General features: G+C 48.2%; 28 protein-coding genes. 21 read left to right on the top strand and 7 right to left on the bottom strand.

The window, feature by feature from the left end:
• The first annotated feature begins 59 nt into the window (after positions 1 to 59).
• The 3 genes from BM412_RS20270 to BM412_RS20260 are packed head-to-tail and all read left to right on the top strand — an operon-like array spanning position 60 to position 1,890.
• Positions 60 to 470 carry an NUDIX hydrolase gene (locus tag BM412_RS20270; protein ID WP_091222993.1) on the top strand — a complete coding sequence of 137 codons (411 nt, stop codon included), beginning with the start codon at positions 60 to 62 and terminating at the stop codon, positions 468 to 470.
• A gap of 31 nt (positions 471 to 501) precedes the next feature.
• On the top strand, positions 502 to 1,413 hold the full coding sequence (locus BM412_RS20265; RefSeq protein ID WP_177245952.1) for a phosphotransferase family protein: 912 nt from the start codon (positions 502 to 504) through the stop codon (positions 1,411 to 1,413).
• Positions 1,414 to 1,443: 30 nt separating this feature from the next.
• On the top strand, positions 1,444 to 1,890 hold the full coding sequence (locus BM412_RS20260; RefSeq protein WP_091222383.1) for a GNAT family N-acetyltransferase: 447 nt from the start codon (positions 1,444 to 1,446) through the stop codon (positions 1,888 to 1,890).
• A gap of 286 nt (positions 1,891 to 2,176) precedes the next feature.
• Here BM412_RS20260 and BM412_RS20255 read toward each other — a convergent pair whose 3' ends face one another.
• Together BM412_RS20255 and BM412_RS20250 are read right to left on the bottom strand one after the other, a co-directional pair.
• Positions 2,177 to 3,148: an N-acetylglucosamine kinase gene (locus BM412_RS20255; RefSeq protein WP_091222381.1), complete on the bottom strand. Its 972-nt coding sequence runs from the start codon at positions 3,146 to 3,148 to the stop codon at positions 2,177 to 2,179.
• The gene (locus tag BM412_RS20250) at positions 3,145 to 4,302 is read right to left on the bottom strand and encodes a cation:proton antiporter (RefSeq protein WP_091222378.1); all 1,158 of its coding nucleotides are present in this window, start codon (positions 4,300 to 4,302) and stop codon (positions 3,145 to 3,147) included. The genes BM412_RS20255 and BM412_RS20250 overlap by 4 nt, the downstream gene beginning before the upstream one ends.
• A gap of 184 nt (positions 4,303 to 4,486) precedes the next feature.
• On the opposite strand from BM412_RS20250, the gene BM412_RS20245 reads away from it, so the two are divergent.
• From BM412_RS20245 to BM412_RS20210, 8 genes are all read left to right on the top strand, one after another.
• Positions 4,487 to 4,774 (top strand): hypothetical protein, encoded by a 288-nt coding sequence (locus BM412_RS20245; RefSeq protein ID WP_091222375.1) that lies wholly within the window; start codon positions 4,487 to 4,489, stop codon positions 4,772 to 4,774.
• 160 nt (positions 4,775 to 4,934) lie between these two features.
• Positions 4,935 to 5,975, top strand: a complete 1,041-nt coding sequence (locus tag BM412_RS20240) for a stalk domain-containing protein (RefSeq protein WP_256256473.1) — start codon at positions 4,935 to 4,937, stop codon at positions 5,973 to 5,975.
• A gap of 199 nt (positions 5,976 to 6,174) precedes the next feature.
• Positions 6,175 to 7,101, top strand: coding sequence for a phosphotransferase family protein (locus tag BM412_RS20235; RefSeq protein WP_091222372.1), 927 nt, complete (start codon positions 6,175 to 6,177; stop codon positions 7,099 to 7,101).
• The gene (locus BM412_RS20230) at positions 7,098 to 8,105 is read left to right on the top strand and encodes a phosphotransferase (RefSeq protein ID WP_091222370.1); all 1,008 of its coding nucleotides are present in this window, start codon (positions 7,098 to 7,100) and stop codon (positions 8,103 to 8,105) included. The genes BM412_RS20235 and BM412_RS20230 overlap by 4 nt, the downstream gene beginning before the upstream one ends.
• Complete coding sequence (locus BM412_RS20225; RefSeq protein WP_091222368.1) at positions 8,102 to 8,335, top strand: hypothetical protein; 234 nt, start codon at positions 8,102 to 8,104, stop codon at positions 8,333 to 8,335. The genes BM412_RS20230 and BM412_RS20225 overlap by 4 nt, the downstream gene beginning before the upstream one ends.
• 12 nt (positions 8,336 to 8,347) lie before the next feature.
• On the top strand, positions 8,348 to 8,905 hold the full coding sequence (locus tag BM412_RS20220) for an AAA family ATPase (RefSeq protein WP_091222366.1): 558 nt from the start codon (positions 8,348 to 8,350) through the stop codon (positions 8,903 to 8,905).
• Positions 8,906 to 8,926: 21 nt separating this feature from the next.
• Positions 8,927 to 9,736 carry a metallophosphoesterase gene (locus tag BM412_RS20215; protein WP_091222363.1) on the top strand — a complete coding sequence of 270 codons (810 nt, stop codon included), beginning with the start codon at positions 8,927 to 8,929 and terminating at the stop codon, positions 9,734 to 9,736.
• A 2-nt stretch (positions 9,737 to 9,738) separates the two neighbouring features.
• Entirely contained in the window at positions 9,739 to 10,311 is a 573-nt protein-coding gene (locus BM412_RS20210) for a histidine phosphatase family protein (protein WP_091222361.1), read from the top strand.
• Positions 10,312 to 10,368: 57 nt separating this feature from the next.
• Here the strand turns inward: BM412_RS20210 and BM412_RS20205 are convergent, their stop codons facing one another.
• Complete coding sequence (locus BM412_RS20205) at positions 10,369 to 11,949, bottom strand: putative glycoside hydrolase (RefSeq protein ID WP_091222358.1); 1,581 nt, start codon at positions 11,947 to 11,949, stop codon at positions 10,369 to 10,371.
• 96 nt (positions 11,950 to 12,045) lie between these two features.
• Here BM412_RS20205 and BM412_RS20200 point away from each other — a divergent pair, with 96 nt between their 5' ends.
• The 5 genes from BM412_RS20200 to BM412_RS20180 all read left to right on the top strand — a co-directional run bounded on the left by BM412_RS20200 (position 12,046) and on the right by BM412_RS20180 (position 15,872).
• Positions 12,046 to 12,453 carry a VOC family protein gene (locus BM412_RS20200; RefSeq protein WP_091222356.1) on the top strand — a complete coding sequence of 136 codons (408 nt, stop codon included), beginning with the start codon at positions 12,046 to 12,048 and terminating at the stop codon, positions 12,451 to 12,453.
• Positions 12,454 to 12,482: 29 nt separating this feature from the next.
• Positions 12,483 to 13,037, top strand: a complete 555-nt coding sequence (locus BM412_RS20195; RefSeq protein WP_091222354.1) for a YdcF family protein — start codon at positions 12,483 to 12,485, stop codon at positions 13,035 to 13,037.
• A 139-nt stretch (positions 13,038 to 13,176) separates the two neighbouring features.
• A complete protein-coding gene (locus BM412_RS20190; RefSeq protein ID WP_091222351.1) occupies positions 13,177 to 13,941 on the top strand; it encodes an aminoglycoside adenylyltransferase domain-containing protein in 765 nt (254 codons plus the stop codon).
• 99 nt (positions 13,942 to 14,040) lie between these two features.
• Positions 14,041 to 15,150, top strand: a complete 1,110-nt coding sequence (locus BM412_RS20185) for a hypothetical protein (protein WP_091222348.1) — start codon at positions 14,041 to 14,043, stop codon at positions 15,148 to 15,150.
• 116 nt (positions 15,151 to 15,266) lie between these two features.
• Positions 15,267 to 15,872, top strand: a complete 606-nt coding sequence (locus tag BM412_RS20180; protein WP_091222346.1) for a pentapeptide repeat-containing protein — start codon at positions 15,267 to 15,269, stop codon at positions 15,870 to 15,872.
• 414 nt (positions 15,873 to 16,286) lie between these two features.
• On the opposite strand, the gene BM412_RS20175 is transcribed toward BM412_RS20180, so the two are convergent.
• On the bottom strand, positions 16,287 to 16,703 hold the full coding sequence (locus tag BM412_RS20175; RefSeq protein ID WP_091222343.1) for a hypothetical protein: 417 nt from the start codon (positions 16,701 to 16,703) through the stop codon (positions 16,287 to 16,289).
• 157 nt (positions 16,704 to 16,860) lie between these two features.
• Here BM412_RS20175 and BM412_RS20170 point away from each other — a divergent pair, with 157 nt between their 5' ends.
• Both BM412_RS20170 and BM412_RS20165 read left to right on the top strand, forming a co-directional pair.
• Positions 16,861 to 17,439: an LURP-one-related family protein gene (locus BM412_RS20170; protein ID WP_091222340.1), complete on the top strand. Its 579-nt coding sequence runs from the start codon at positions 16,861 to 16,863 to the stop codon at positions 17,437 to 17,439.
• Positions 17,440 to 17,480: 41 nt separating this feature from the next.
• On the top strand, positions 17,481 to 18,227 hold the full coding sequence (locus BM412_RS20165) for a cytochrome c oxidase assembly factor Coa1 family protein (protein WP_091222338.1): 747 nt from the start codon (positions 17,481 to 17,483) through the stop codon (positions 18,225 to 18,227).
• Positions 18,228 to 18,269: 42 nt separating this feature from the next.
• On the opposite strand, the gene BM412_RS20160 is transcribed toward BM412_RS20165, so the two are convergent.
• The 3 genes from BM412_RS20160 to BM412_RS20150 are packed head-to-tail and all read right to left on the bottom strand — an operon-like array spanning position 18,270 to position 21,999.
• On the bottom strand, positions 18,270 to 19,364 hold the full coding sequence (locus BM412_RS20160; RefSeq protein ID WP_177245951.1) for a GerAB/ArcD/ProY family transporter: 1,095 nt from the start codon (positions 19,362 to 19,364) through the stop codon (positions 18,270 to 18,272).
• A 17-nt stretch (positions 19,365 to 19,381) separates the two neighbouring features.
• Entirely contained in the window at positions 19,382 to 20,521 is a 1,140-nt protein-coding gene (locus tag BM412_RS20155; protein ID WP_091222333.1) for a Ger(x)C family spore germination protein, read from the bottom strand.
• Complete coding sequence (locus BM412_RS20150) at positions 20,518 to 21,999, bottom strand: spore germination protein (RefSeq protein WP_256256472.1); 1,482 nt, start codon at positions 21,997 to 21,999, stop codon at positions 20,518 to 20,520. Before BM412_RS20150 ends, BM412_RS20155 begins: the two co-directional genes overlap by 4 nt.
• Positions 22,000 to 22,263: 264 nt before the next feature.
• Between BM412_RS20150 and BM412_RS20145 the strand changes: the two genes are divergently transcribed.
• The 3 genes from BM412_RS20145 (at position 22,264) to BM412_RS20135 (ending at position 24,613) form a co-directional block, all read left to right on the top strand.
• Entirely contained in the window at positions 22,264 to 23,241 is a 978-nt protein-coding gene (locus BM412_RS20145; protein ID WP_177245950.1) for an aldo/keto reductase, read from the top strand.
• Positions 23,242 to 23,689: 448 nt separating this feature from the next.
• Positions 23,690 to 24,013, top strand: a complete 324-nt coding sequence (locus BM412_RS20140; RefSeq protein ID WP_218163166.1) for a hypothetical protein — start codon at positions 23,690 to 23,692, stop codon at positions 24,011 to 24,013.
• A 36-nt stretch (positions 24,014 to 24,049) separates the two neighbouring features.
• Positions 24,050 to 24,613: a DNA-3-methyladenine glycosylase I gene (locus BM412_RS20135; protein ID WP_091222323.1), complete on the top strand. Its 564-nt coding sequence runs from the start codon at positions 24,050 to 24,052 to the stop codon at positions 24,611 to 24,613.
• Positions 24,614 to 24,673: the final 60 nt, after the last annotated feature.

Raw genomic sequence — 24,673 nt, 5'->3', positions numbered from 1 at the left:
GTCTTGTGGCTGCTTTTGTAGTACCAAGTAGAGGTTTAATCGGAATGGGGGATGATGACATGGCTCCAAAACATTTTGTATCCGCGGCAACAATCGTTCTTAACGAACGCAATGAACTCTTGTTAATAAAAGGACCCGAACGGGGCTGGGAAATGCCGGGAGGCGTGGTTGAAGAAGGCGAATCGTTGAAAGAGGCGGCGATCAGGGAAACAAAGGAAGAGAGCGGCATAGAAATAGAAGTAACCCGGTTTTGCGGCGTTTTTCAAAATGTAAGCCAGTCGATTTGCAACACGTTATTCTTAGGCACGCCAGTCGGTGGGGAATTAACTACCTCTAATGAATCTTTGGAAGTAGGCTTTTTTCCCATCGAAGCAGCGTTAGAGATGGTGACTTGGGGGAACTTCAGGGAACGAATCCGGTTGTGTTTAGATGCAGAACAGCAACCATTCTATGTGGAATTTCGGCTATAGCTTTTCGATAACAGGTACAGGAGGGAGCACTATGGAAGATTTCAAGCAGATAGCGCACCGTTTTGTGAAGGAGCACTTCGGCAGTCGTGCTGATGATCTTGCGCCTCTGGCATCAGGCGATTGGTCGAGAGCCTATTCCTTCGTGCTTGATGGACGTGACATGGTTATTCGTTTCGGCGCTTATGTGGACGACTTTAAGAAGGATCGTGCGATGGGGGAATTGTCCTTGGCATCGCTGCCGATTCCGAAGGTTATTGAAATTGGCGAGACGGAGAACGGATTCTTCGCCGTATCTGAACGCGTTCAAGGAAAAAAGCATCTCGACGAGCTTGATGAATCGGAAATGCGGGTTGTTCTACCCCAATTGTTCGATGCGCTCTATGAGCTTCAGACGCTGGATCTCACCGGTACACAGGAAGTTGGTCTGTGGCGTCCGGAAGGAACAGGACCGGGCTGGGGAGCTGAGCTATTGGCGGTGGCTGAGCCCAGAGAGAGGCTTGCCGGCTGGCGCGAACGGCTGGACACTTCGCCACGCGAGGCAAGCATCTTCGATGCCGGCGTAGTAAAGCTTAGTGAACTTGTACCGCAGCTCCCGGAGATCCGAGGAATCGTCCATAATGATCTACTGAACCGAAACGTGTTGGTGGACAATGGGAAGCTAACCGGGCTATTCGATTGGGGAAATGCGTTCTATGGCGATCCCCTCTACGACCATGCTTGGTTTCTATATTGGTGGCCTTGGTATCCGCAATGGCAAGGGATAGATTTGCAAGCCATATTGGACCAACACTGGGACAAGCGCGGAGGCCCGCCTGCACAGATGAAGGAAAGACTACTCTGCTATCTCATTCACATTGGGCTTGACCATATTGCCTACTGCGCTTTCAGGGAGCGCGCAGAGGATAGGAAACGAAATGCCGATCAAGTGTTGACCTATATCTGACCGTTGAATAGCAAAGGAGGGATTTCACGGATGCAGCACCAGTTTATCATGATTCCGTACAACCCCAAGTACGCCGAACAAACTGTAGACATGTGGCGAGCGAGCAAAGAAAAGGCGATTGGGCAGAAGGCTCTCCACAGTGTGGAAGACCACATTTACTTTTTAAATTCGATTTTGCCGGAGCGGTTTCAGGTTGAATTGGCACTTAGCGGCGAGAAAGTGGTTGGCATCATTGCTTACAATGAGAGCGAAGTGAGTCAGCTCTATATCCATATCGATCACCATGGAAGCGGGATAGGCGAATCGTTACTAAATAAAGCTAAACATCAATCAAGCGGCAAATTGCGCTTATACACGTTTGAAGTGAATGCAATCGCGCAGCGCTTCTATGAGAAGCACGGATTCAAAGCCATTGCCAGAGGCCATGAAAATGAAGAAAATTTACCCGATATTCTGTACGAGTGGGTATCGCCATAACGCGTGCTTAGTCGCATTTCAGCTCTAACGGTTGTGACAGTGCTTATTTGGCCCAAATAGCCCCCTTTTATTTTGTAACGGTTGCCAGTGAGCTTATTTGAACGTTTTCCACCGGGAATCGACCCTTTTGCTGCAAATAGCGACTCTCACAACCGTTAGTTATCAAAAGGCTTATTCTCATGAAATAGCGACGCTGACGACCGTTACAGTTTTCTCCCTATGCTTAACTTTCATCACACACAAAAAAACCGCCGAATGTATCTCAAAAGGGCGGTTTTCTCAAGGGTTAATAACGATATGATTGCAAGTTGTGAAGGATGTCTTGAGTAATCGGAAGTTTCAACCGGTTCATTGCGTATAGTACAGCTCCGGCAACGGGAGGCAGCTCCGGTTCTACAAGGGTATAGCTTTTGTTTCTCCCCTCCGAAAGCAGTAGCCGTAACGATTTAGAGAAGTAAGGACTGTTTACAACGCTTCCGATAAATGTAATCTCAACCGTTTCGCCGGCAAAAGATGCAGCCAGAAGCTCGATGCCGACTTTGATTTGGTTCACGGCTCGGTCACAGACCGTTACAGCGACAGAACTTCCTTGCTCTGCTGCTTGAGTAATCGCCGGTGCGAATTGTCCGAATATCTTGTCGCGTTCTTGACGGTCTTCCGTGAATCCTCCTCGCGCCAGCTTGGAGAATTCAGCTATTGATTGTACATGCCAATGTTGGAGCATGGACTGAATGAGTGCTTCGTCAGTTTGATCGGTCTGGCCGGCAAGAATTTCATAGACGGCATCGTAAGCAATAAATCGGGCAGCACTTGCTGCATAATGATGGAAGTCATAATTTCGTGAGAACCGGCCATCTTCCGCGATGGCCACGATAATAGAGCCGGTGCCCGAGATGACTACGATACCTGGCTTGGCTAATAATGCGCCATAGTGAGCTACCACGGCATCATTGACATGCCATTTTGGACCGGATAACCCGGGGATCTCTGTTAAGGGCGCGACCCATTCGAGATCGGATTCCGTATCGAACCCGGCAATTCCGGCGGCAGTTCCGATCACCTGTCGTCCCTCTTTATTGGCAAGCTTCAGTGCTTCTGCGATGGCTGCATGTACATTCTGCGTAGCTAACACATCTTTGCGGATGGAAGCAGCCCCTTTCTCGCAATAAGAAAGAACGTTTCCTTTAAGGTCACAGACTAACACCCGAGTGTTCGTCCCGCCTCCGTCAATTCCGATGAGAACATCATCCGCATTCATCTTGAATCCCTCGCTTCTGCAGTTCTGCTGAAAAAGTATTTTAACAATGGCGGTGCGATCAAGGTCGTTAAGATTACGGCAATGACAACAGAGGTAAAATAAGCCTCCGGAAGTAACGAAGCTTGTAATCCGGTGGCCGCGATAATCAACGCGACTTCTCCCCGGGATATCATTCCTGAGCCAACGGCTAAGGAAGATCGAGTATTCATGCCTGTTATTCGGGCCCCGAGCGCCCCGCCAAGAAGCTTCGTAAGAACGGCAACGAGAGTTAAAACCACCATAAAGCCAAGCTGATTCAGAGTTCCTGCAAAGGATACGTTCAATCCGATACTGACAAAGAAGACAGGCACGAATATGGAATACGCGATAGGTTCGATTTTGGATTCCACCGTATGTTTGAACGAGGTTTGGGAAATTGCGAGACCGGCGGCAAAAGAGCCGATAATCGCAGCCATCCCCATCTTCTCCGCAAAATAAGCGAATCCGAAACAAACAACAAGCGCCATTGTGATGACAGGTTCCGTAACCGAGATGCGTTCGAACAGCTTCATAAACCTGGGGACAATCAGCCATCCGGCCAAGATCGTGGCGATGAAGAAAATGAGCTTTTTGCCAATTAGCATACTGATCGAAATATCGTTCCCGGTTCCCAAGAAGCTCATCATCACAGCCAAGAGAATGATAACGATGACGTCATCGATGACTGCTGCCCCGAGAATCGTTGTGCCTTCGCGGGAGTTAAGTTGGTTTAAATCCTTGAGCACTTGCACCGAAATACTGACTGATGTCGCGCTAAAGACTGCCCCCATGAAGAGAGCATGGTTATGACCGAGTCCGAAGGCTTCGGCAACGGCATACCCGCCCAGAAAAGGCAGGATGATTCCACCGACAGCTACGGCAAAAGCAGACCGCCACGTTTCTTTAAGCTGGTCAAGATCCGTTTCCAATCCCGCAATAAACATGAGCAAGATGACGCCTATTTCTGCGGTGTAATGAATGAAGTCATTATTTTCGATCCATCCAAGGACTGCCGGACCGACAAGAATCCCGACGACCAGTTTGCCAAGTACGGAAGGCTGCCCCAACAGCGTCGACAGATGTCCGAAAATCTTCGTAAGAAATAAGATGAGAAATAGATAAAGTATAAACTCCATTATGCCGCACACCTCAGTAACCTTACATCTTCCAAATCGATGTAAGGTATATTTTGAATTAGTATCCATCATATACCTTCCGGGATAACAGAATCAAATAGAGCACATATTTTCACAACTACACGAATACAATGCAAATGAGTCGGGATTATCATTTCGATTTCAAACCAGGAGGTTGAACAATTTGCTGAAAGCAGTGGATGTCAACTTGGACGCGGGGGAAATGGTGTTGAAGCTGGAGAAGGACAGCACTCCCAAAAGAATCGAGTATAGCAAGCTCGAGCGGCTGGAACTGGTAAGAGAGCCGGTGAGAAAACTGCTCAGGACCGTTCATGTGAAAGTAATCAGGGTGCATGTCAGAGGCATGGAGAATGCAGTCGTCATTGCCAGTGACAAGGTAGGCGATTTTGATTACGTCGAGCAATATTTAAAGAAGGTTGCCGAGAAATATGAGATCACAATCGAGCAATAATAGATACCCTAAATCGCCTCAGCCTGGCTTTTCGGCAGGATGAGGCTTTTTTTCGTGAAGGTCAGATCCTTTCATTAAGATAAGTTCATAATTCAGACCAGAACAAATGCCCCCTAATCCGCGTCTAATAAGTACTTCATAAGGAAAGGGTGTCATTAATTTGGGTAATAATTCCATTAAACGCGTGACGATTATGTCGCTTATTGCATTGATGACGATGATTCAAGCTAATAGCGTGTTGGCAGCGGCGAATGAACAATCGCCTGCCTTGTTGCTGGATGGGAAACCACTTCCATTGCCTGTTCAGCCTGTTATCGAGAACGGAGTCAGCTATGTTCCGTTACGTGCGATCTTCGAGGCGCAAGGTGCTAAAGTTAGCTGGGACGAGCCTAAACACACAGTGACGGCTACGAAAGACAGCAGCCTCATAACCTATCAAATGGGCGACAAGTTCGCCTATAAGAATAACGATAAGCTGACGCTTCCGGTGCCCGGCAAAGTCATCAACGGTTCTTCCATGGTGCCGCTGCGGTTCATCAGCGAGCTTCTGGGCAATGTCGTCCAGTGGCATGCCTACTCTCAAACCATCACGATATCGTCCGCCAATACGTTTGAAACAGAGATTACATACGGCGCTAATCTGAGGACGTTACCGAATTCAACCGACGAGAAGTCTGTGATCCGAATGCTTCCGAAGGGCCAGCGGATTCATGTCATTCGTGAAATCGATGCGAACTGGCTGGAAGTACAGACAGCAGATAAGACGATCGGATTTATTTCGGCCAAGCCTAAATACACGACCTATACGAGCCCGAGCCTGACCATGATGCAAGCCGATCAAATCATCGCTTTCGGCTCCACATACTTCGGTACGCATTATGAATTCGGCGCGGATCCGGGTCAAACCAATACCTTTGATTGCTCTTCTTTCGTGAAACACGTGTTTAACCAGGTCCTCTCCGTTGATCTGCCTCGCCTCTCCTATGACCAAGCGAAGGAAGGGAAGGAGATAAAAGTAGAAGATTTGCGAAAAGGAGACCTGATGTTCTTTAGCGCACGCGGACTCGACATCGGACATGTAGGCATCTATGCCGGGGATGGCAAAATCCTTCACACGTATTCGGACAAGCTTGGCGTCCATATCGAGGATTTCGACGGGCAGTGGAAAGATCGATTTGTCACGGCAAGACGCGTATTTTGATGCTTTAGCTTAGTTTAAGCTGAGCGGAAAATTATTGTTTACATGGGAACAAATGCACGATAATCTATTAGTTATGGATGGAAGGTTTTGGAACTACCACGGAAGGCAGCGATCGTTTCGATCAGCTGCCTTTGCTTTCTTCATGGGCGGATTTCGTTTCTACCGGCAGATGAATAGGCTACTTGAGAGGGGTGTCCCGATGCATATCCATGAAATTCTTGAACATATCCCGCTGCTGCGGCAGGTAACGGCTGTTTCACAGATTCATAAAGGCTTCTCTTATGATGGGAAATATCTCGTTTACGAAGAGGGCGACAAGCCGGCTTACGTACTTCGTACTGCCACTTTCAGTCAGACCGCACAGAAACGCCGCGAATTTGAGGCTGTAAGCCTTATTCATAATTGCGGTGTACGCACCTCTGAACCTGTCACATTCGGTACGATTGAAGCGCTGGACTTGTGTTATATGGTTTTGCGCTATGTCGAGGGTGAGGATGCGATGGAAGAGCTGCCGCGGATGACAGCCGATCAACAGTACAAAGCAGGCATCGAAGCCGGGCGGGAATTGCTTATGATGCACGAAGTGGAAGCGCCGGAGGACATGGAAGCGTGGTCCACGCATAGGGCTGCGAAGCATAAACGTCACATGGATGAGTACTTCCGCTGCGGCGTCAAGCTTCCTGAGGAGGAGGCCGTTATTGCTTTTATCGAGAAGCATTTACCGCTGCTGGAGGGTCGTCCGAACAGGTTTCAGCACGACGATTTTCATCCAGCCAATCTGCTCGTTCATAATGGGGAATACGTCGCGGCGATCGATTTCAATCGGTACGACTGGGGAGACCCGTATCATGATTTTTTGAAAATCGCTTACTTTAGCCGTGAGGTCAGCATTCCGTTCTCGATTGGGCAAATCGACGGGTATTTTGACGGAGAAGTGCCGGAGCATTTCTGGAATCTATACGCGTTGTACGCAGCTATGACGATATTTGGCTCCATTACGTGGACGCTCAAGGTCGTGCCGGAGCAGCTCGATTCGATGATGGACCGTATTCGCGTTCTGCTGGAAGATCATAACTATTTTGAAAGTGTGGTACCGAATTGGTACAGGCAAGGTGACCCCAGATGAATAAGATCTTCGAGAAACTGTGCACGCAGTTACAGCTGGGAGAGATGGTCTGTCAGCCTTTAGCGGTGGCGGGCGGGCTGTTGCATCGCATGTATGCTCTTGAAACAACCACAGGGAAGTATGCCGTTAAAGCATTGAACCCGCAAGTCATGCTGCGACCTACCGCGCTGCCCAATATGATTTATTCCGAGAAGATTGCAGCGATCGCAGCCCATAACGTGCCTGCTCTTCCGGCTAAGCGATATAACGATGCTTCCGTGCAGCAAGTAGATGACCAATACTTTCTCGTATTCGATTGGGTAGCGGGAAGAAGTCTGAAGCCGCATGAAATCACCATAGCTCACGCTGAACGAATCGGAGGGATTCTCGCTGCTATTCATAAGACGGACTTCTCCTCGTTAGGCATCGAAGTGAATGGGACCGTCGGCGGTGCGCAAGTAACGGATTGGAATCACTATGTAGAATTAGGTGAAACCAATCAATCGGTGTGGGTTAGCTTGGCGAAGGAAACGGTGGATCAACTCTACGACTGGAGCGCGAAAGCGAACCAGGCTGCGCAGCTGCTGGCATCAAGCACAGTGATCAGTCACATGGACTTGGACGCCAAGAATGTGTTGTGGCATGAAGACAAACCCCTTCTGATTGATTGGGAAGCCTCGGGGCCGATAAATCCCATGCAGAACTTAACCGAGACCGCTATATATTGGTCAACGGATGAAGCCGGAAATCCAGATCGTGAGAGATTTCTAGCTTTCTTAAGGGGCTACAAGAAGCAAGGCGGAACCCTCGAGGCCGATTGGAAAGTGGTGTTAGCTCAAGGTTTTGCCGGGATGCTGGGTTGGCTGGAATATAACTTCAAACGGTCATTATGGCTGGCGTGCACGGATGAACAAGAGCAGCAGATGGGGACGGAGCAAGTGCTGGCAACGATGAATTCCTTAAGGCGATATGCGGAGCAACAAACAGAGATCGAAGGTTGGTTGAACGAGGAGGAAGTGGCATGAATAATAAGCTCGACGATAGCTCTGATAAGGAAACCTCCACGCGCGGCGCTGCAGATGTCCCCGTATTTAACAATGTCACGGAACACTACCAGACGATTATGGGAGTTCCCAGCAAGCAAGCAGACATGAAGAGCATGCCCAGAGTACTGCGATGGTTTGGCTATTTCTTTTACGCTGCGATTGTTCTGGGTGCGATTGCGTTTGTAGTTTCGTATTTCATGATTCGATAGGAGTGAATCACATTGAAGCTGGTACTGGTATTCGGGCCGATGGCAGTTGGGAAAATGACCGTTGGACAGGAGTTAGAGAAGATCACGGAATTGAAGCTGTTTCATAACCATATGACGATTGAATTGCTCGCTCCGTTACTGGGATTTACGCCTGAGATGTGGGCACTGACGAATCTATTTCGCGAGAAGATATTTGAAACAGTGGCTAAGAGTAACGCGTATGGATTGATCTTTACATATGTATGGGCATTTGATCAGCAAGCGGACAGTGACTATGTGAAGAAGGTCTGCGATATTTTCGAGAGAGAAGGCGGGGAAGTTTTCTTGGTTGAACTAGAGGCTGATATGGAAGAGAGAATTGAGCGTAACAAGACGCCTCATCGACTGGAGCATAAGCCTTCCAAACGAAACGTAGAACAATCCGAGCAACGAATGAGAAGTGCGGTGGAACAGCATCGATTAAACTCAATGGATGGCGAAATTGTATATAAGAATTATATGAAAATCAACAACACGAATTTGAGTCCAGAGGACGTTGCTGAGAGAATTAGAGCAACATTTCATTTATAGAGAAATAAGGGCGGAATCATTATGCTCATCATAGGATTAATAGCTGCGCTGCTATGCCTTGTTATTGTCATTCAGACGAATTGGGCGAGATACTCCACCTATCAATTTGGCAGTCGTCATACGGAATCAGGCTTTACCTTCGTTCATTTGACTGATCTTCATGGACGAACCAGATTCATCAATGGGTCGTTGAGTCGGAAAGTAAACCGGTTGAAGCCGGACATCGTCCTGATAACAGGTGATCTGGCTTCAAGGAAGAAGCAATTAGCTGCGGTTCTAAAGGAAGTCCAGCAAATAAAATGTCCGCAGCTGTACTTTGTTCCCGGCAATTACGAGCGCGAATGTATGGAAGGATTCCGCAAAAGAATCTACTCGGACCAAGAGTATAATGAGATTCTTCAAGCTCTTCAGAGTCAGCGTATAGCAGTTCTATCCAATCGTGGAACCGCATTAACCATGAACGATCAGAAGGCTCTTATCTATGGCTTCGATAACTCCATCTATGGCAACGAACGCTTGTCCATGAGTGTGGAGGAAATGAGGAGCTATCCTTACGTAATCTTACTCGCTCATTCACCAAGTATTATAAAGTGCATACAGGATCAAGAACTCCCATACGATCTGCTGCTGGTCGGGCATACTCACGGCGGTCAGATCAGATTACTGAATCGTTCGTTTGGAGCCTATAAAGACTATCATGTTGGGCTCAAACGAATGGACGGGCGTAGAAATTTCTTCATTAACCGAGGATTGGGAACGGTGAAGATACCCATTCGTGTAGCTTGTGCACCGGAAATTGCTGTTTTTCATATTGGTCAAGGAGGGAGATAAACATGACTACAATCGGACTTATCAGGCATGGCGTGACAGATTGGAACGTGCTTGGCAGGGCTCAGGGGATATCGGATATTCCGCTTAACGAAGCCGGCTTAATCCAAGCGAAGGCCATAGCCGACAGGCTTTCGGGCGAAAGCTGGGACATTATTATCTCCAGTACGCTGACGAGAGCAAAGCAAACCGCCGAGGCGGTGCGCAGTTCCCTGGGGATCGGTACGTTAATTACGGAAGATCGAATAAGAGAGATTAATTGCGGGCAAATCGAAGGAACTACTGAGGAAGAGCGGGTGGCAAAATGGGGCGCCGATTGGAGCACACTCGATCTTGGCATTGAAGCGTTCGAGGACGTGGCGAAACGGGGAGCGGCTTATTTCGAAGAAGTGGCGGCAACGCACCGGGATAAACGAGTTCTTATCGTAAGCCACGGAGCGCTGATCGGACTATCGCTGCAGCGACTTCTGCCGCAGAGATTTGAATCTACCTACATCAATAATACGTCCTTAACGATCATCGCTCATTGCAATGAAGAGTGGGAGTGCCCGCTATTCAATTGCACGAAACATCTGTAACGACCCGCAGGCCAACAAAGAGAAAAGCCCCGCTCGGATCGAACGGGGCCTTAGTAGCTAAGGGGTATAGTTAACGCCGGCCGTATATTTGTTACCGGCGTTCCAGAGGAGATATTCATGGATGCCGGCGTCGTGGAGTGCCTTAATCTGCGCATCCACCTGTTCTTTACCGTAATGGACGTAGCTGCCTTTGGCTAACCATGAGGCTGTAAAGTCTTGAATCCACGGCCTTGATATCGGAGGGGATTCAAGCGCGCTAAGCTTTTCCTTCTCGCGTTTGGCATACTCTTGGACTAGACGGTACGGCTCGGTATCCGGGTGCTTAATGCCGAAATATCCATCGCTCCAATGGCTCGGATAAATCATGGAGGAGATGACGTCGACATTCTCCGAGATACGGCTGAAGTTCTGCCCAATGCCGGGTGCCTCGGGCAGCGTGGCGGAATAGCCAAAGATATCGACCGATACTTTAACCCCGTAAGGCTTTAACTGCTCCCTCGCAAAATGAACAAAGTCCGTAATGGCATCGACGCGGAGCTGTGTAAAACGAGCTTTCTCGCTGAAGTCCGGCGATTTCGGCAAGGTTTTCTTGTAGTCGCTGAGCGCCTTCTTGGCAGCATCGAGTGCGCTCTTGTTCGCATCGGTTTTGTCACCGTTATAGGTTGAAGTTGCCGTGTCGTAAGCGCTTTGCAGCGGTGGAAGACCAGCCTCATAAGCAGCCGTCTCTTCTGCAAAAGCTTTCTCTTGCTCAATGAATTTGGTTGGCTTCTTATCTTTGTACTCTCCCATAGAGTAGGCAAGGACTTTATCTTTCTTCTCAAACCCTTCAGGGAATCGAACGTAGTCGAACTGAATTTCCTGAAACCCGAGCTTAGCAGCCAGAATAGCGACATCCACATTGTATTGCCAGTTTGATTTTAAGAATGGATTGATAAAGCCATCGCCGTTTCCATTGCGCCACACCTTGCCGTCCAGCTGATAAGAAAGCTCCGGATGTTTCTTGGCCAGGACAGTGTCCTTGAAAGCTACAATACGTGCAATCGGGTAGATGTTGTGGTCATGCAGCGTTTTGACAATGGCGTTCGGATCACGCATATAAGCTTGCCCGTTTGCATTTAATTCCCCTTCAGGTTTGAAGGTGATATATCCGTCGTCGTCTTTGATATCGATCACCATGGCATTCAGATCCGTGTCATCCACGAGCTTCAGCAATGAACTCATACGCTCACCGCCGGCTGACCATCCCGTAACATATATGCCTCGTATGGCATCGGGATACTCAAAGACATATGGCGATTGGAAGGCCGGGGGCGAGTCTGGATCCGGATCGGGAGTAGGCGTTGTTGCCGGATCATCCGGGGTGGTTGCTGAATCATCCGGATTGGTTGCCGGATCATCCGAAGGACTGGTTACCGGATCGTTTGTACCCGTAGATGATGAATCATCAGCGGGTTTGACCGGTTCCGTATTCGTCGCGTTGTCAGAAGGACTTGTCGTAGGTTCATTGTTGGTGCTGGGAGTTGTGCTTGGTGCTGTGTTCGAACTCGGTTGATCCTTGTTTGTAGAGGAATTTGAGGTACAGGCGGACGTAAACAGCAGCAGTGCGCACAACAAGCTTACAGCAATGTGTTTTTTCATAGCATGTGAACTCCTTCGCAGTCATGTGGCGTCCTTAACTAAACTATATGGCTTTTGCTGAATGGCAATGCTTCGTTAACAGGAACTAATAAAAAAATGGAGGCAACAATCGCTATGGGCGTAAAAGGACTTGTACTTGGCATTCCGGTTACAAAATCGGGCAACTTTGACGACTATGAGAAGGCAATCGAGTGGTATGTGAATGTGCTGGGATTTGAGCTTCTCTGGAAGTCGGGAATCGCTAGTCTTAAATTGGCAACCGGGTCTGAGATCCTGCTTTATGGTGAAGAAGATGAAGAAAGCAGCATGTGGTACTCAGGTAACATTAAACAGAATCCGCATTATTCGATTCAGTTGGAGACGAATAACATCGAAGGACTGCGAGCGGATTTAATCAAAAGCGGGGTGTCAGCCGGTGAAATTACCATCGGCGGCGTCGGCGATAAAGTGATGATGTTCTTTGATCCTTATGGGAATCGGTTCTGGGCGATTGAGGAGCAATAATTCTTCGGATAGGTTTAGGAGGAGTTGTTTTGTCTTTTCCATTTGATTGTATAAGTGAGTTCATGTTTTTCAATACGGAGCTTGGACCGGCAGATGTCTTATTGATTCCGGGAGGCAGTCATCCCCAGCTCATGGAAAGAGCCGCGATGTTATACCACGAGGGTTTGGCCCCGTTTATCCTGCCCTCCGGAGGCGCCACTTCACATGTAGAATCAACGGAATGGGACTTCTTGCGAGAGGTAGGAATATCATTAGGCGTTCCTCCCCAAGCGATTCTTAAAGAAAATAGAGCAACGAACACCTTCGAAAATTCACGTTTTTCATTGGAAGTATTGAAACAACAAGGGATAATCCCCAATAAGGTCATATTGGTTTGTAAAAATTATCACGCACGAAGAGCTCTGTTAACCTATCAGATTGATTTTCCGAGAGAAACAACTTTTTATGTAAGTCCGGTTGTGGATAAAACGGGAACTTCTAAAGATAACTGGTATCTCGATGAGAAGAAAATCGGGTACGTCATGAATGAGCTGGAGAAGGTGGCCAACTATTTTAGGCACCATATACCGAATTGGGTGAAGTAACTTAGGATTATAACATTTAGTTATTGTGCGAGGAGATATCACAATGGTTCCTTTGCGTGAACGGGTAGAATGTGGCAGCCGGCAGAGAAAATTGGACAGATTACTTATTAAAGAGAAGCAATGAAATGGGGGGAGAGAGATGGAGACGGACGAATACTTACACCAAATAACCACTATGTTTCATGCAGTGTTGAAGGAAAGTCTAGCGGGTGTTTACTTGCATGGCTCCTTGGCAATGGGTTGCTTTAATCCGAAGAAAAGCGACATAGACTTGATTGTTGTTGTAACAGACAAACTCACCCGAGTGCAACAAAAGGAAATCATAAACAGACTATTAATCCTTCATGATGAGCTGCCAAGCGGACGTGGGATTGAGTTAAGTATTCTGCTGGAAGCACATGTACAGGAGTTTGTCCATCCTTCTCCCTTTGAATTGCATTACTCGGACTATCATCGAGAAAGGTATCGGACTGATGAGGACTACATTTGCGGCGGTTTCACAGACGATGACCTAGCGGCACATCTAACGGTTACGTATCAACGAGGAATCACCCTATACGGTCGACCTATTCAGGATATGTTTCAACCCATCGACAGAAGTTATTATTTGCAATCTATTCTAAATGATATTTCATCGGCAGCTGAGGAGATTAGTGACTCTCCTACTTACTTCACCTTAAATATGTGCAGGGTTCTCATGTTTTTACGTGAAGATTTCATTGCTTCTAAGAAAGAAGGCGGCGAGTGGGCGCTTCAAGTGTTACCTCTTAAATTCCATCCTGTTCTCACTTATTGTCTTGAAGATTATAGCGGCATCACCAATGAATTTGTAGGGGATAAGGAAGCTTTCGTTGCGTTTGCTGAATATATGTCAAATGAAATAAACAGGTGGATGGGGCCGTGAAATCGTAGTCCACTTGGTTGGAGCTCTGTATAGCTATGTAACCTTGCAGCCGGCTTCCTCGTCTAATATGGAAAAAGATGCTGTGAGGGGGATCTTATTATGAGGAGCACAAGATACCATAAGGCTATCGCCGCCATACTGGTACTGTTGCTGTGTATGACCGGATGCGGGTCAACGACTTCGAAGCCCGGTGATTTAGCCCAAGGCGATTCCTTTCAACCGCTGCTGAAGCGCGAAATATCCGGCTGGCAAGGCTCGCTTGACGGAGACCGATTGGTCACAAGAGACAAGGGAGAATTGACGGTAACCGATCTGGTCGCGAATAAGCAGCTGACATCGATTCCGGTACAGGACGATGCGGGCTTCGATATCTCGGGTAACTTCGTGGTTTGGTCGGATTTGCGAAACGAGAAAACGCCGCTAGGTGATTTGGGTAGTTACGATGCTGCGAATGCCGATATCTTTCTCTACAATTTGTCCACGAGAGAGGAGCGGCAGCTGACAACGGACCCATCGGCGCAGATCAACCCGAAGATTTGGGGGAACTACATCGTTTGGATGGATAATGCTACCGACGCGATCAAGGAATATCCGTCCCACTGGCAGCTCGTCTTGTATAATATCGACACCGGTGAACAGAAGATGATTACTTCGGAGAGCGGCGGTCATACGAATCCGGATATCGATGCCGGGAATATCGTTTGGGAGAACGGGCTTCGCGTGACGAAAAGGGTGCTGCGGGCAGGCGAGAATGTGCCGGAGAACAACACGGACATTTATCTATACCGGATCGAAACAGGAGAAACCACCCCCATCGCTGCGGAAGATTATAAGGAAGGTCGGCCGCAAGTATCGGGCAGCCTCGTAACTTGGGAGGCTTTTAACGATTCCTACGCGGGAGATGTTTTCGTCCATGATCTAGGCACAGGCAAAACAACTCGAGTGACCCATTTGGATGCGACTCAACGAACCCCCGTCATTAACGGTCATTTCGTCGCCTGGATGGATGAACGAAACGGTTCATCTACGCATGACGTCGGAGCCGAATCCCACAACTCGGACATCTATTTAGCAGATCTGGATAAGGGAACCGAAACGGTTGTATCCGGAGAAGGGCCGCAAATTAGTCCGCTCATTTCGGATCATTGGATCGTATTTGGTAAATCATCTGACGTAGAGGCCGTGCTTACAGCAGTCCGATACAGATGAAAGAAAAATAATGCACTTGACTAATCATGGGGAACAGACAGGTACTTGACTCCCGTATGCTATAGTAATAAGGTGATTTTGCAGCGGAGACAATAAGTAGTTTACGGAGGCACCTTATGTTCCAGTATAGTAATCAGCAATATGCAGGCGTGCAATTTGGCACGCAGGATTTAAGATATGGCGAGCTAATAAGTTGTACGTTTGATCGGTGTTCTTTTGCTAACGGAGCATTGAATGAGATAGTTTCCAGTAATTGCCGATTTATCGAGTGCGATTTTCGAGGTGCCTTGCTAAATGGTTCCATTCATAATGAAACCGCATTTGAGAATTGCAACTTTAACGGAGCTAACCTGTTTGTATCGAAATTCGAGTCATGCAAGATGACAGGTTCAGATTTCACCGGCTCCGCTATGGATGGGATCTCGATTATTAAAGGCGACTGGTCCTATACCAATCTGAGACACGTCTCCTTAATCAGGCAGGATTTGCGCGGAGTTAAATTTCATGAAGCCGACCTATCGGGAGCCAACTTGGAAAAGGCCGACTTAAGAGACAGTGATTTGACGATGGCGATATTGGCCAAAGCGAAGCTGCAAGGTGCGGATGTAAGAGGGGCCAAGATGGAAGGCGTGGATTTTAAATCGCTCACCATTGAGGGATTGAGAATGGATAGGGAGCAAACGGTCATGCTTGCCCTTGCTCACGGCGCCAAGGTTGGTTGAAGAGATGCAGAGCGTAGGAGAAGTCATCCGCGGTCCCCGGGCTACCCGAGTAAATCTCGACGGCCGCTATTGCGTCTATGCTTTATGAACAGAATTTTAACGGTTGTCAGCGAGGCTATTTGATGAAAATAAGCCTTATTGAAAGTCTAACGGTTGTGACAGACGTTATTTGCAGCAAATGGGTCGATTCCCAGTGGAAAACGTGCAAATAAGCGCGCTGGCAACCGTTAGCCTATAAAAAGGGTAAATGTATGCCGAATAAGCCCTGTCACAACCGTTAGAGTTGGCACCTGCGGCAAAGTATGCGCTCATCGCGGAAGTGCGTTTGCTCTCTTGCAGTACGGAAGCTAATAAAACTAGGGACCGCGGAGAAGTGCTCCACGGTCCCTTTGTTGTTTAATAATCACCACAGCCTTACTCTTTATCGATTGTGGTTATGGTGTCTTCCTTGTACTCAAACTTTACATTGATGCCTTTTTCCCACTTGGATACTTTGTCGGCAATCTCGCTGCTGACCTGATAGGAGAGCGATCCGACGCCGGTTTCGATTTCAATGGTCTTGTCGCTAACCACTCCGTTGAATACACCGGACATAACGACAGGCGCGTCTTCCTGCGAAACGGTATCGTCTGCTGAGGAGCCATTGGTAGCGGCAGCCGAATCCGTTGACGCGGAGTTGTTATCAGCGGTAGAAGAATCCGTTGCCGAAGCGTTTACTGAAGCGTTCTCAGCGGAATTGTTGGTGTTATTACTCCCGCACGCCGTGCCAATCATTGCTAGTAATAGGATGATAGCAGTGATAGGTAAATACTTAACGATTTTGTTTTTCATGATTTTCACCTCCGAAAGGGTTAAACGTCCGATCAGTAGGGAAGTTTCGATGATTGCTTGTTAAGATTATGTAAATCGCCTCAGAGATCCATATACCGAAGAATAACAATAGCTGGTACAATCAGTGAGAGTATGTACACTTATAGGGGGCGAGGACTTGAATCCGAAATTCAATCTTCAACAATACGTGGTTAGAAAACAAATCCTTTCTCTGGTTGGCGCTAAAATCGATATTTTCGACAACAATGAGAAACCGGTTCTGTTCTCGAAGATGAAAGCCTTCAAGTTAAAAGAAGACATCCGGCTTTACGGCGATGAAACGATGCAAGATGAGTTAGTCACCATTCATGCGCGAAGCGTCATTGATTTTTCCTCCATCTTCGATGTAGTGGATGTCGAAACCGGGCATAAAATAGGTTCTCTTCGACGTAAGGGGATGAAGTCGATATTAAAGGATGAATGGGCGATATTGAGCCCGAGTGAGGAAGAGATCGGCTTGATTAAGGAAGATAACGCGCTGCTTGCGCTTCTGCGAAGATTCCTGACGAATTTGATTCCTCAGCATTACAACGTAGTGGTGAACGGGACGAAGGTCGCTGAGTTTAAACAAAACTTCAATCCGTTTGTCCAGAAACTAAACCTTAATTTCTCCGAAGAGCATAATGACAAGCTTGATCGCCGTTTGGGCCTCGCCGCCGCGGTATTGCTAATCGCCGTTGAGGGCAATCAGGGGTAGATCTGCAAGAGTTAAATGGGAACCGTGGAGTGGATCAAGTCATGCAGAGTGAAGTAGAGTTAGTATTAACTTGGGCATCTAACAGACGGCGGGTTTTTGGTTTTATGATTGACATGAGCCTGATGTTTGCTGCACTGATAATTGTGGTGATTGTTGGGACGATAGCTGGTATAAATTTGAGTATATCTATGTTTCTATTGCCATTATGGCTGTTGTTACGGGATGTATTCACAAACCGGAGTATTGGGAAACGAATGTTGGGGCTCTACATTGTGAAAGCTGAGGACAGAGCAGCTCCTTCTAAAGGAGCCCTCGTGCTTCGGAATGTTCTCTTAATATTAGGGCCGATTGAGTTATTGAGTTTAGTCGTGCAAAAGGAAGGGCGACGGCTGGGAGATCTAGCAGCGAAGACCATTGTTGTTAGTTATGAAGATAGGCCCCGCAAGTTAAGAAACACAAAGAAACGGTTACTTTTACTCGCTTCCGGTGTCGTTGTTTTTTTCGTTATTACGGTTGGTGGGACAATGCTTTTTTTAGGAAACTCGGGAGCCTTTGACGCTGCTAAACAAGCATCCAAACAGGATGAACAAGTAGTAGCACGAGTGGGAGAGGTAACCGGCTTTGGGCTTTTTCCGTCATCGGGGAGTATTGAGACGTCAAACGGAGAAGGAAAAGCAAGCTTCCGATTTAAAGTCAAAGGTACAAAGGGAAGCGTGCATGTTATTTCCAGCCTTCACAAAAGCAATAAAGGAAAGTGGGAAGTGGACATCCTCCGGATCTCAGAATAAATGCAAATGTAGGAAGTCTGCCGACGATTGCGGCAGACTTTTTTACGCTTGCACCGTCTTCTTGCGAAAAGCCGAAACGAGCAGGAGCAGCAGAGGGATCGCGATCGAACAGATCGGGTATGCGATCGTTTGCCAATAAAAATTCACGGAATTCATGATGGCTTCGTTCGGAATGAACAGGGCCATTATATACATCGCGGGCGCTCCGAACCAAATGAATGTCCGCCAATTCTTCACACGGAACCAGCGTGCCGCTTCATAGCTCGTGATGAACAAATATAACGATATCCGGGCGAACAGGCCGAAGACCCAGATGAAGATGACGAAGATATCCATGTTTTGGATGAAATCGAGGAGATTAATGGAGCGTACGAGCATAAAGTAGGGGTATCGCATCCTAGCCGAGACATCCGGCCCGAAGACGAGCAGGACCAATGTCGTTGCGAGGCAAGCCAGTAAAGCAGTCATGCCAACGGCAATCAACGATTTCGAATAGGCTTGTTTCGGGTGCTCCAGAAAAGGAAGGATGCTGAAGAAGATCAAGGATTCGCCCAGGAAAGAAGCGGGTTGAATAGAATGCTTCATAATGGCGCCCCATCCGAAATCAGTGATGATCGGTAGAATATAATGCCACTTAATATCGACGATATTCAGACTAAAGCCAACGAGCAAGGTAAGCACCATAATAGGTCCGGCAATTTCGCAAAACCTTCCGATGCCCATAATGCCAACGGAGTACGTGATGTAGATCATTAATACGGTCATGAGCAGCATGATCAGCCAAACCGGCGTTTTGTCGAGCATGATGAGATGGATAAAATCGCCAAACAATCGAAGCGCGGCAGCATTCAGCCCAAACCACACCGCGAAATAAGGAAGGACGATTGCCCTTCCCAGCCACTTTCCGAGAAGGGCCTGACTAAATTCGACCAGCGTTTGCCGGGGATGCAGCATGCACAAACGGACGACGATCGCGGTTAAAGCCATTGCCACTGCGCCGCCGGTTATCATGGTTATCCATGCGTCTTGCTTGCTTAGATTAATCGACGGCGTTATCATTCCCCAGATGAACAGTACGACTTCGACCGTAGCGAATATCCACATGATCTGTACGCCCGACAATTTCAACTCTTTCAAGTGCATCCCTCCTGACCTTAGCGGTAGATTGTAGCATTGGTTTCACCCAGATCTTTGCATTTTAGATTGACGCGTACCGACACCTCGATTTGCGGAAATATCACATTCCAATTGGTTCGCAGCGATTTCCATTGTGCGGGATGCTGATGATGGACAATTTCGCCAAACCCGAAGAAATCGAGTTTGATTTGCTTTTGCGCTTTGTCTACTAACTGCTCAATTGTTTTCTGGGAACTTTCATTCATCGACTTCTGAATCAGCAAGAGATGACTTTCCGTGGACGGATCCAAATTCGTATTATTTTCAACGAGAACGCCGGCCCCGGACAGCAGAATATCGACTTTTACCCGATTACCTTGTACGCTCGTCTGAATCCGCCGATTCAGGGCTCTCAGCTTAACACTGAAGGTTCCCTCGAATCCGGATACGGAGGAAGTCATGAAGTAGTTATTGACTCTTCTCTTCATCCAATTCGTATAGAAGGATTCCTCCGGGTTCAAATATGCCGCCAGCTTGAGATCGTTATCCTTGTCCAAGATCGCGAATCCGGAATAGACGTAGTGTTTCCTCCGATTCATAGTGAGCGCCGGCAGCAGGGGTTGTGTCCCCTGGCCCAAGGCATCGTACATAAAGGCGGCGAAATAAAAGTTTCTCAACCCTAGCGTGGCTTGCTCGTCATAGAGCGTTGACGTGATATAGGGATCGAACATGGAGTTGATTTCGAAGACGTCCTTCGCCTGCGTGCCTTTCACGACAAATATCTTGGATCGGGCTTCCGACTGGGGGTTGCGGAAAAATTCGTCGACCAAATCAGCTATCCCATGCTCGGCCATCTTCTCGCCGATCAGAACGATTTCACGATGGCCGATGAACAAGCTGCGCGATAATTGGGCCTGCAGCTTCTGCGCCGCATCCGTGTTGTTTTTGCCCGTAGAGGTCAATACCCGGAAGCTCTTCTGGGTGGTATTCCCCTCTTCTACGCCGATACCCGCCGGTATCGCGATTAGCGTGCTGAGCATGTATTTGCCATCCTTGTTCAGGTCCATTCCCGTGCCCATGACGAAGGCGCATTGATCCGGTTCCTCGAGATTCCAACAACCGGTCGCGATTAGGACCGTGAAGAGCATAACGAAGCCAATTTTGGCTGCCTTGATCATGGGTTGTCCGCCTCCGGAACGGGTTCGGATTTTCGGGTCAGCTTGTGAGGCCAACGCATCAATACGTCCTTTAGCTTTCCCTTCTTAAGTGGTGCAACCGGCGACAGATAGGGCGTACCGAACGGCTGTAAATGAATCAAATGAATGAGAATGGCGATAATCCCGATCGCGATCCCGAACAACCCGAACAAGCCGGCGAGTATGAGCATGGGGAAGCGGAGGATCCGCATGGGGAAACTGAAGCTATACCTTGGAATGACGAACGACGAGATGCCAGCAGCAGGTACGATTATGACGATCGGCGCGGAAATAATACCGGCCCGAACGGCTGCTTCACCAATAACCAAGGCACCGACGATGCTGACGAGCGGACCGATCTGCCGCGGGAGACGGATTCCGGCCTCCCGCAGCGCTTCGAATACGAATTCCATCATGAACACTTCGATCACTGTCGGGAAAGGCGCTTTCTCGCGCAGCGCGGCGATGCTTAGCATGAGCTTGGCAGGAACCATCTCCGGATTGAAGTCCGTCAGCGCGATATAGATGGAAGGCAGGAAGACCGAGATAAGGACAAACATATAGCGAATCCATCGGTTTAACGTGACGAAGAGGAAACGTTCAAAATAATCATCCGGTGCCTGCAGGCCAGCCCAGAATGTCATGGGCACGATAAGCGCGATCGGCGTTCCGTTCGTCAAGATCGCTACTTTGCCTTCCAGAAGTCCGGCGGCAACGACATCGGGTCGTTCGCTGTTCAGGATTTGCGGGAAAGGCGAGAAGTGGGTATCCTCAATGGATTCTTCGATATAACCTGATTCCAGAATGCCGTCTATGCGGATGCGTTTGACCCTTTTGCGAACTTCATCCAGAACGGAGAGGTCAACGACACCTTCAAGATAGGCGATCACGATTTCGGTTTTCGTATATTTTCCGAGCGTCAGCTGCTCCATTTTCAAGTCCGGCGTGGCGAAAATGCGGCGCATCATCGTGGTATTGGTAGTCAACAGCTCCGTGAAGCTTTCTCTGGAGCCGCGAAGCGTGGCCTCTTCCGAGGGTTCGCCGATTGTACGGGATTCGAAGTTGGTCACATCTGCCACTATAGCCGACGATTCCCCGTCAACCAAGATCGCCACATGTCCCCGCAATACGCATTCCACGATCCCGCTAACATTCGAACTCGTCATAATATGCAATACGGAAAACCGCGATTGTTCGAGCATTTGGGAGATGCTGTTAACGGAGTCCAAACCTTGCGGCAGTCCTTCGTAGAAGAGAGGTTTTAAGATATTCGTATTGAGCTCTTCCGAATTCACCATGTTGGCCACATAAATTAAGAGCAGCCTTACCTGGCCGTCCGTTGTAATTTCCCGGAACGAGACGTCCGAGCAGTTTAGAAAGACGCGTTTAAAAAGCTGCTCATTTTCTTGAATATCACTAAGTAAGTCTGCATCCGCGTCTCCTGTGGGTGATATTTTCACAGTTGAATTTCCCCCTCTTACTAAACAATGCAGATCGGATAAGATGCTTGATTTGCATATTTTATCCAGAAGAAGGAAATTCATACGAAATTGTCGCAGTAAAGCCCCGTTCGAAACCGAACGGAGCTTTATTTAGCAGCGGGTAGTTACTTTAAGGGAAGTAGGTGAACATAATGTGCGTACTTCCTAGCAGTCTATAACTTGTATATAGTTTCACATGAAGGTGTTCATCCCATTCAAACCATCGTAAGGAGTTGTGATCTAGTGGAATATCGTGTTCTTGGTCGTTCCGGTTTACGGGTAAGCGAGGTCAGCTTAGGCTGCTGGGCAATTGGCGGACCTTCGTGGCGTGATGGTGAGGCAGTAGGTTGGTCCGGTAACGATGATCGTGAGTCCATTGCCGGGTTGAACCGCGCTTTTGAACTTGGGATCAATCATTTTGATACGGCAGATGTCTATGGGGATGGCCATTCGGAGCGCGTTCTCGGACGGTTTCTGCAAGAGGTACCGCGTGATCAAGTCGTGATTGCGTCCAAAGTCGGCTGGTTCCGCGGAACAGCGCCGAACGCGATGCAGCCGATTCACATTCGTCATCAGCTGGAGCAATCGCTCATGAATTTAGGAACGGATTATTTGGATCTTCACTTCTTCCATAATACGAATTTCGGACCGAATGATCTTTATCTGGAGGAAGCGGCCGAGACCATGCGCGAGCTGCAAAAGGAAGGCAAAGTGCGGGTCATCGGTCAATCCGGTTACGGCTACAACGACTTTATGCGTGTCTGCCCGGTTACGCGTCCGGATGTTCTGCAGTTCCACTATAATGCGTTTGGCAATTCTTTCGATAAGCCGGACACGAATCTGTTTCAATGGGCAAACGAGCAAAATATCGGGATGGTCTTGTTCGGACCGCTTGCACAGGGGCTGCTGCTGGATAAATTCGATCCGGAAAACCCGCCGAAATTCGGCGAAGGCGATGTTCGGGCTTCCAACTCTTCCTATACCAAAGAGCGCCTGCTGGAAATACGCGAGCGTCTGCTACCGATCAAGGAACGGTTCGGCACGGAAGTCCAAGACTTGGTGCGGGTAGCGATTCAGTTTGCGCTTGCTCAATCTCCGAATGCTTGCGTCATCCCGGGCTTCAAGAATGCGAAGCAAGTAGAGTCCAATGCGCAAGGTGCCGGCAACCCATTGAATGCGGAAGAAGTAGCTTTCATTCGCAGTGTGATTCAAGGCGCCTAAGCCGGTTCTGTTCTGTAGATAGTCCGCCATCACAAGTGTGGAGCACACATGGGGTGGCGGCCTTTTTCGTTTGAGAAAGGAAGTTCAACAGGCATAATGCTGCAGAATATACAACAATAGAACCTCTCCAATGGCTTCAAACGGTACTTTGCTGCTGAAAATGCAACATTCCTATATGCGCAATTGAGGTTGCTGCCTGGAGCGATTCCGCACTTGCTTTGTAATCCAAATCTGGTTTTTCTGTAACCTTTTGGCCTAGCCTGCGTCTCAGAATAAGTAGATATCTTGATTAGTGCTGGGGGAAGAGAGAATGAGGGGAAAGCTGTTCTTGCTGCTCTGTGCTTCTTTACTAACTTTTATGTTGACAGGGTGTTCATCCAATCCAGAATTTCCGGACGAACCCATCAAGCCGATCATTACCGTAGAAGGGTTCAATGTTGACTATTTATTGGCGCATTATTGTTGGTATGGTACGCAAACAGAAGGAGTCTGTGCGGATCCTCCGGAGCCGGCTGCATACAACAAGATGATCAAGGATAAAGCAATCGAGGCCATGCGCGGTGATCTAATCTCCGTTAAGTTTCCGATTAATCCCGAGGAGTTTACATTAACGATGTACACGGACGATGGCAAACAAGTATTGATAGGTAAGCCCAATCAATTCCGTTTTGACCTTCCAAGCGAGCCGGGGTATTATAAATACCGTCTGTCGGCGGTATGGTTGGAGAAGAATACGGCCGATTATGATTTTGGCATACAGATGAAGGGTTGACCGTACTGAGCCGACTACGAGAGGAAGCTGGAACCTATGACAGCACGCTGCGCCTGGGTTAATGAAGACCCTTTATATATCGATTATCACGATCATGAGTGGGGAGTTCCTGAGCATGAGGATCAGAAATTGTTCGAGATGCTGGTACTGGAAGGAGCACAAGCCGGATTAAGCTGGTATACCGTACTGAGGAAACGCGAAGGTTATCGGAGAGCTTTCGACGGCTTTGATCCCCATAAGGTGGCGGCATACGACGAGGCGAAGGTTGAGGAGTTGATGGCGGACGACGGTATTATTCGAAATCGGCTAAAGATTCTATCTGCCATTACGAATGCAAGATGTTTCTTGAAGGTTCAAGAGGAGTTTGGCAGTTTCGATGCGTACATATGGCAATTCATCGGCGGCGCACCGATTCGGAATCAATGGCCCACGAAGATTGAAGTTCCGGCAACCACTCCGCAATCCGATGCGATGAGCAAGGAATTGAAGAAACGCGGCTTTAAGTTCGTCGGTTCGACGATTTGTTATGCCTACATGCAAGCCTGCGGCATGGTGGATGACCATTCGCTGGATTGTGATTTTCATAGTAAAGTCCGATAACAGTCTATTAATCGACCAAAGCTATCTTATAGACTATTGGCAGAACTCCGCCAGTCCTTT

The sequence above is a fragment of the Paenibacillus sp. BC26 genome (genome assembly GCF_900116125.1).
Taxonomy (GTDB): Bacteria; Bacillota; Bacilli; order Paenibacillales; family Paenibacillaceae; genus Paenibacillus_Z; species Paenibacillus_Z lignilyticus.
This window is presented reverse-complemented; position numbering and strand designations above follow the sequence as displayed.

What these genes read in the sequence shown, in the direction of transcription:
- BM412_RS20270 (WP_091222993.1), top strand. Translation starts at nt 60, where the DNA reads ATGGCTCCAAAACATTTTGTATCCGCGGCAACAATCGTTCTTAACGAA.
- BM412_RS20265 (WP_177245952.1), top strand. Translation starts at nt 502, where the DNA reads ATGGAAGATTTCAAGCAGATAGCGCACCGTTTTGTGAAGGAGCACTTC.
- BM412_RS20260 (WP_091222383.1), top strand. Translation starts at nt 1,444, where the DNA reads ATGCAGCACCAGTTTATCATGATTCCGTACAACCCCAAGTACGCCGAA.
- BM412_RS20255 (WP_091222381.1), bottom strand. Translation starts at nt 3,148, where the DNA reads ATGAATGCGGATGATGTTCTCATCGGAATTGACGGAGGCGGGACGAAC.
- BM412_RS20250 (WP_091222378.1), bottom strand. Translation starts at nt 4,302, where the DNA reads ATGGAGTTTATACTTTATCTATTTCTCATCTTATTTCTTACGAAGATT.
- BM412_RS20235 (WP_091222372.1), top strand. Translation starts at nt 6,175, where the DNA reads ATGCATATCCATGAAATTCTTGAACATATCCCGCTGCTGCGGCAGGTA.
- BM412_RS20230 (WP_091222370.1), top strand. Translation starts at nt 7,098, where the DNA reads ATGAATAAGATCTTCGAGAAACTGTGCACGCAGTTACAGCTGGGAGAG.
- BM412_RS20225 (WP_091222368.1), top strand. Translation starts at nt 8,102, where the DNA reads ATGAATAATAAGCTCGACGATAGCTCTGATAAGGAAACCTCCACGCGC.
- BM412_RS20215 (WP_091222363.1), top strand. Translation starts at nt 8,927, where the DNA reads ATGCTCATCATAGGATTAATAGCTGCGCTGCTATGCCTTGTTATTGTC.
- BM412_RS20210 (WP_091222361.1), top strand. Translation starts at nt 9,739, where the DNA reads ATGACTACAATCGGACTTATCAGGCATGGCGTGACAGATTGGAACGTG.
- BM412_RS20205 (WP_091222358.1), bottom strand. Translation starts at nt 11,949, where the DNA reads ATGAAAAAACACATTGCTGTAAGCTTGTTGTGCGCACTGCTGCTGTTT.
- BM412_RS20200 (WP_091222356.1), top strand. Translation starts at nt 12,046, where the DNA reads ATGGAGGCAACAATCGCTATGGGCGTAAAAGGACTTGTACTTGGCATT.
- BM412_RS20190 (WP_091222351.1), top strand. Translation starts at nt 13,177, where the DNA reads ATGGAGACGGACGAATACTTACACCAAATAACCACTATGTTTCATGCA.
- BM412_RS20185 (WP_091222348.1), top strand. Translation starts at nt 14,041, where the DNA reads ATGAGGAGCACAAGATACCATAAGGCTATCGCCGCCATACTGGTACTG.
- BM412_RS20180 (WP_091222346.1), top strand. Translation starts at nt 15,267, where the DNA reads ATGTTCCAGTATAGTAATCAGCAATATGCAGGCGTGCAATTTGGCACG.
- BM412_RS20175 (WP_091222343.1), bottom strand. Translation starts at nt 16,703, where the DNA reads ATGAAAAACAAAATCGTTAAGTATTTACCTATCACTGCTATCATCCTA.
- BM412_RS20165 (WP_091222338.1), top strand. Translation starts at nt 17,481, where the DNA reads ATGCAGAGTGAAGTAGAGTTAGTATTAACTTGGGCATCTAACAGACGG.
- BM412_RS20155 (WP_091222333.1), bottom strand. Translation starts at nt 20,521, where the DNA reads ATGATCAAGGCAGCCAAAATTGGCTTCGTTATGCTCTTCACGGTCCTA.
- BM412_RS20135 (WP_091222323.1), top strand. Translation starts at nt 24,050, where the DNA reads ATGACAGCACGCTGCGCCTGGGTTAATGAAGACCCTTTATATATCGAT.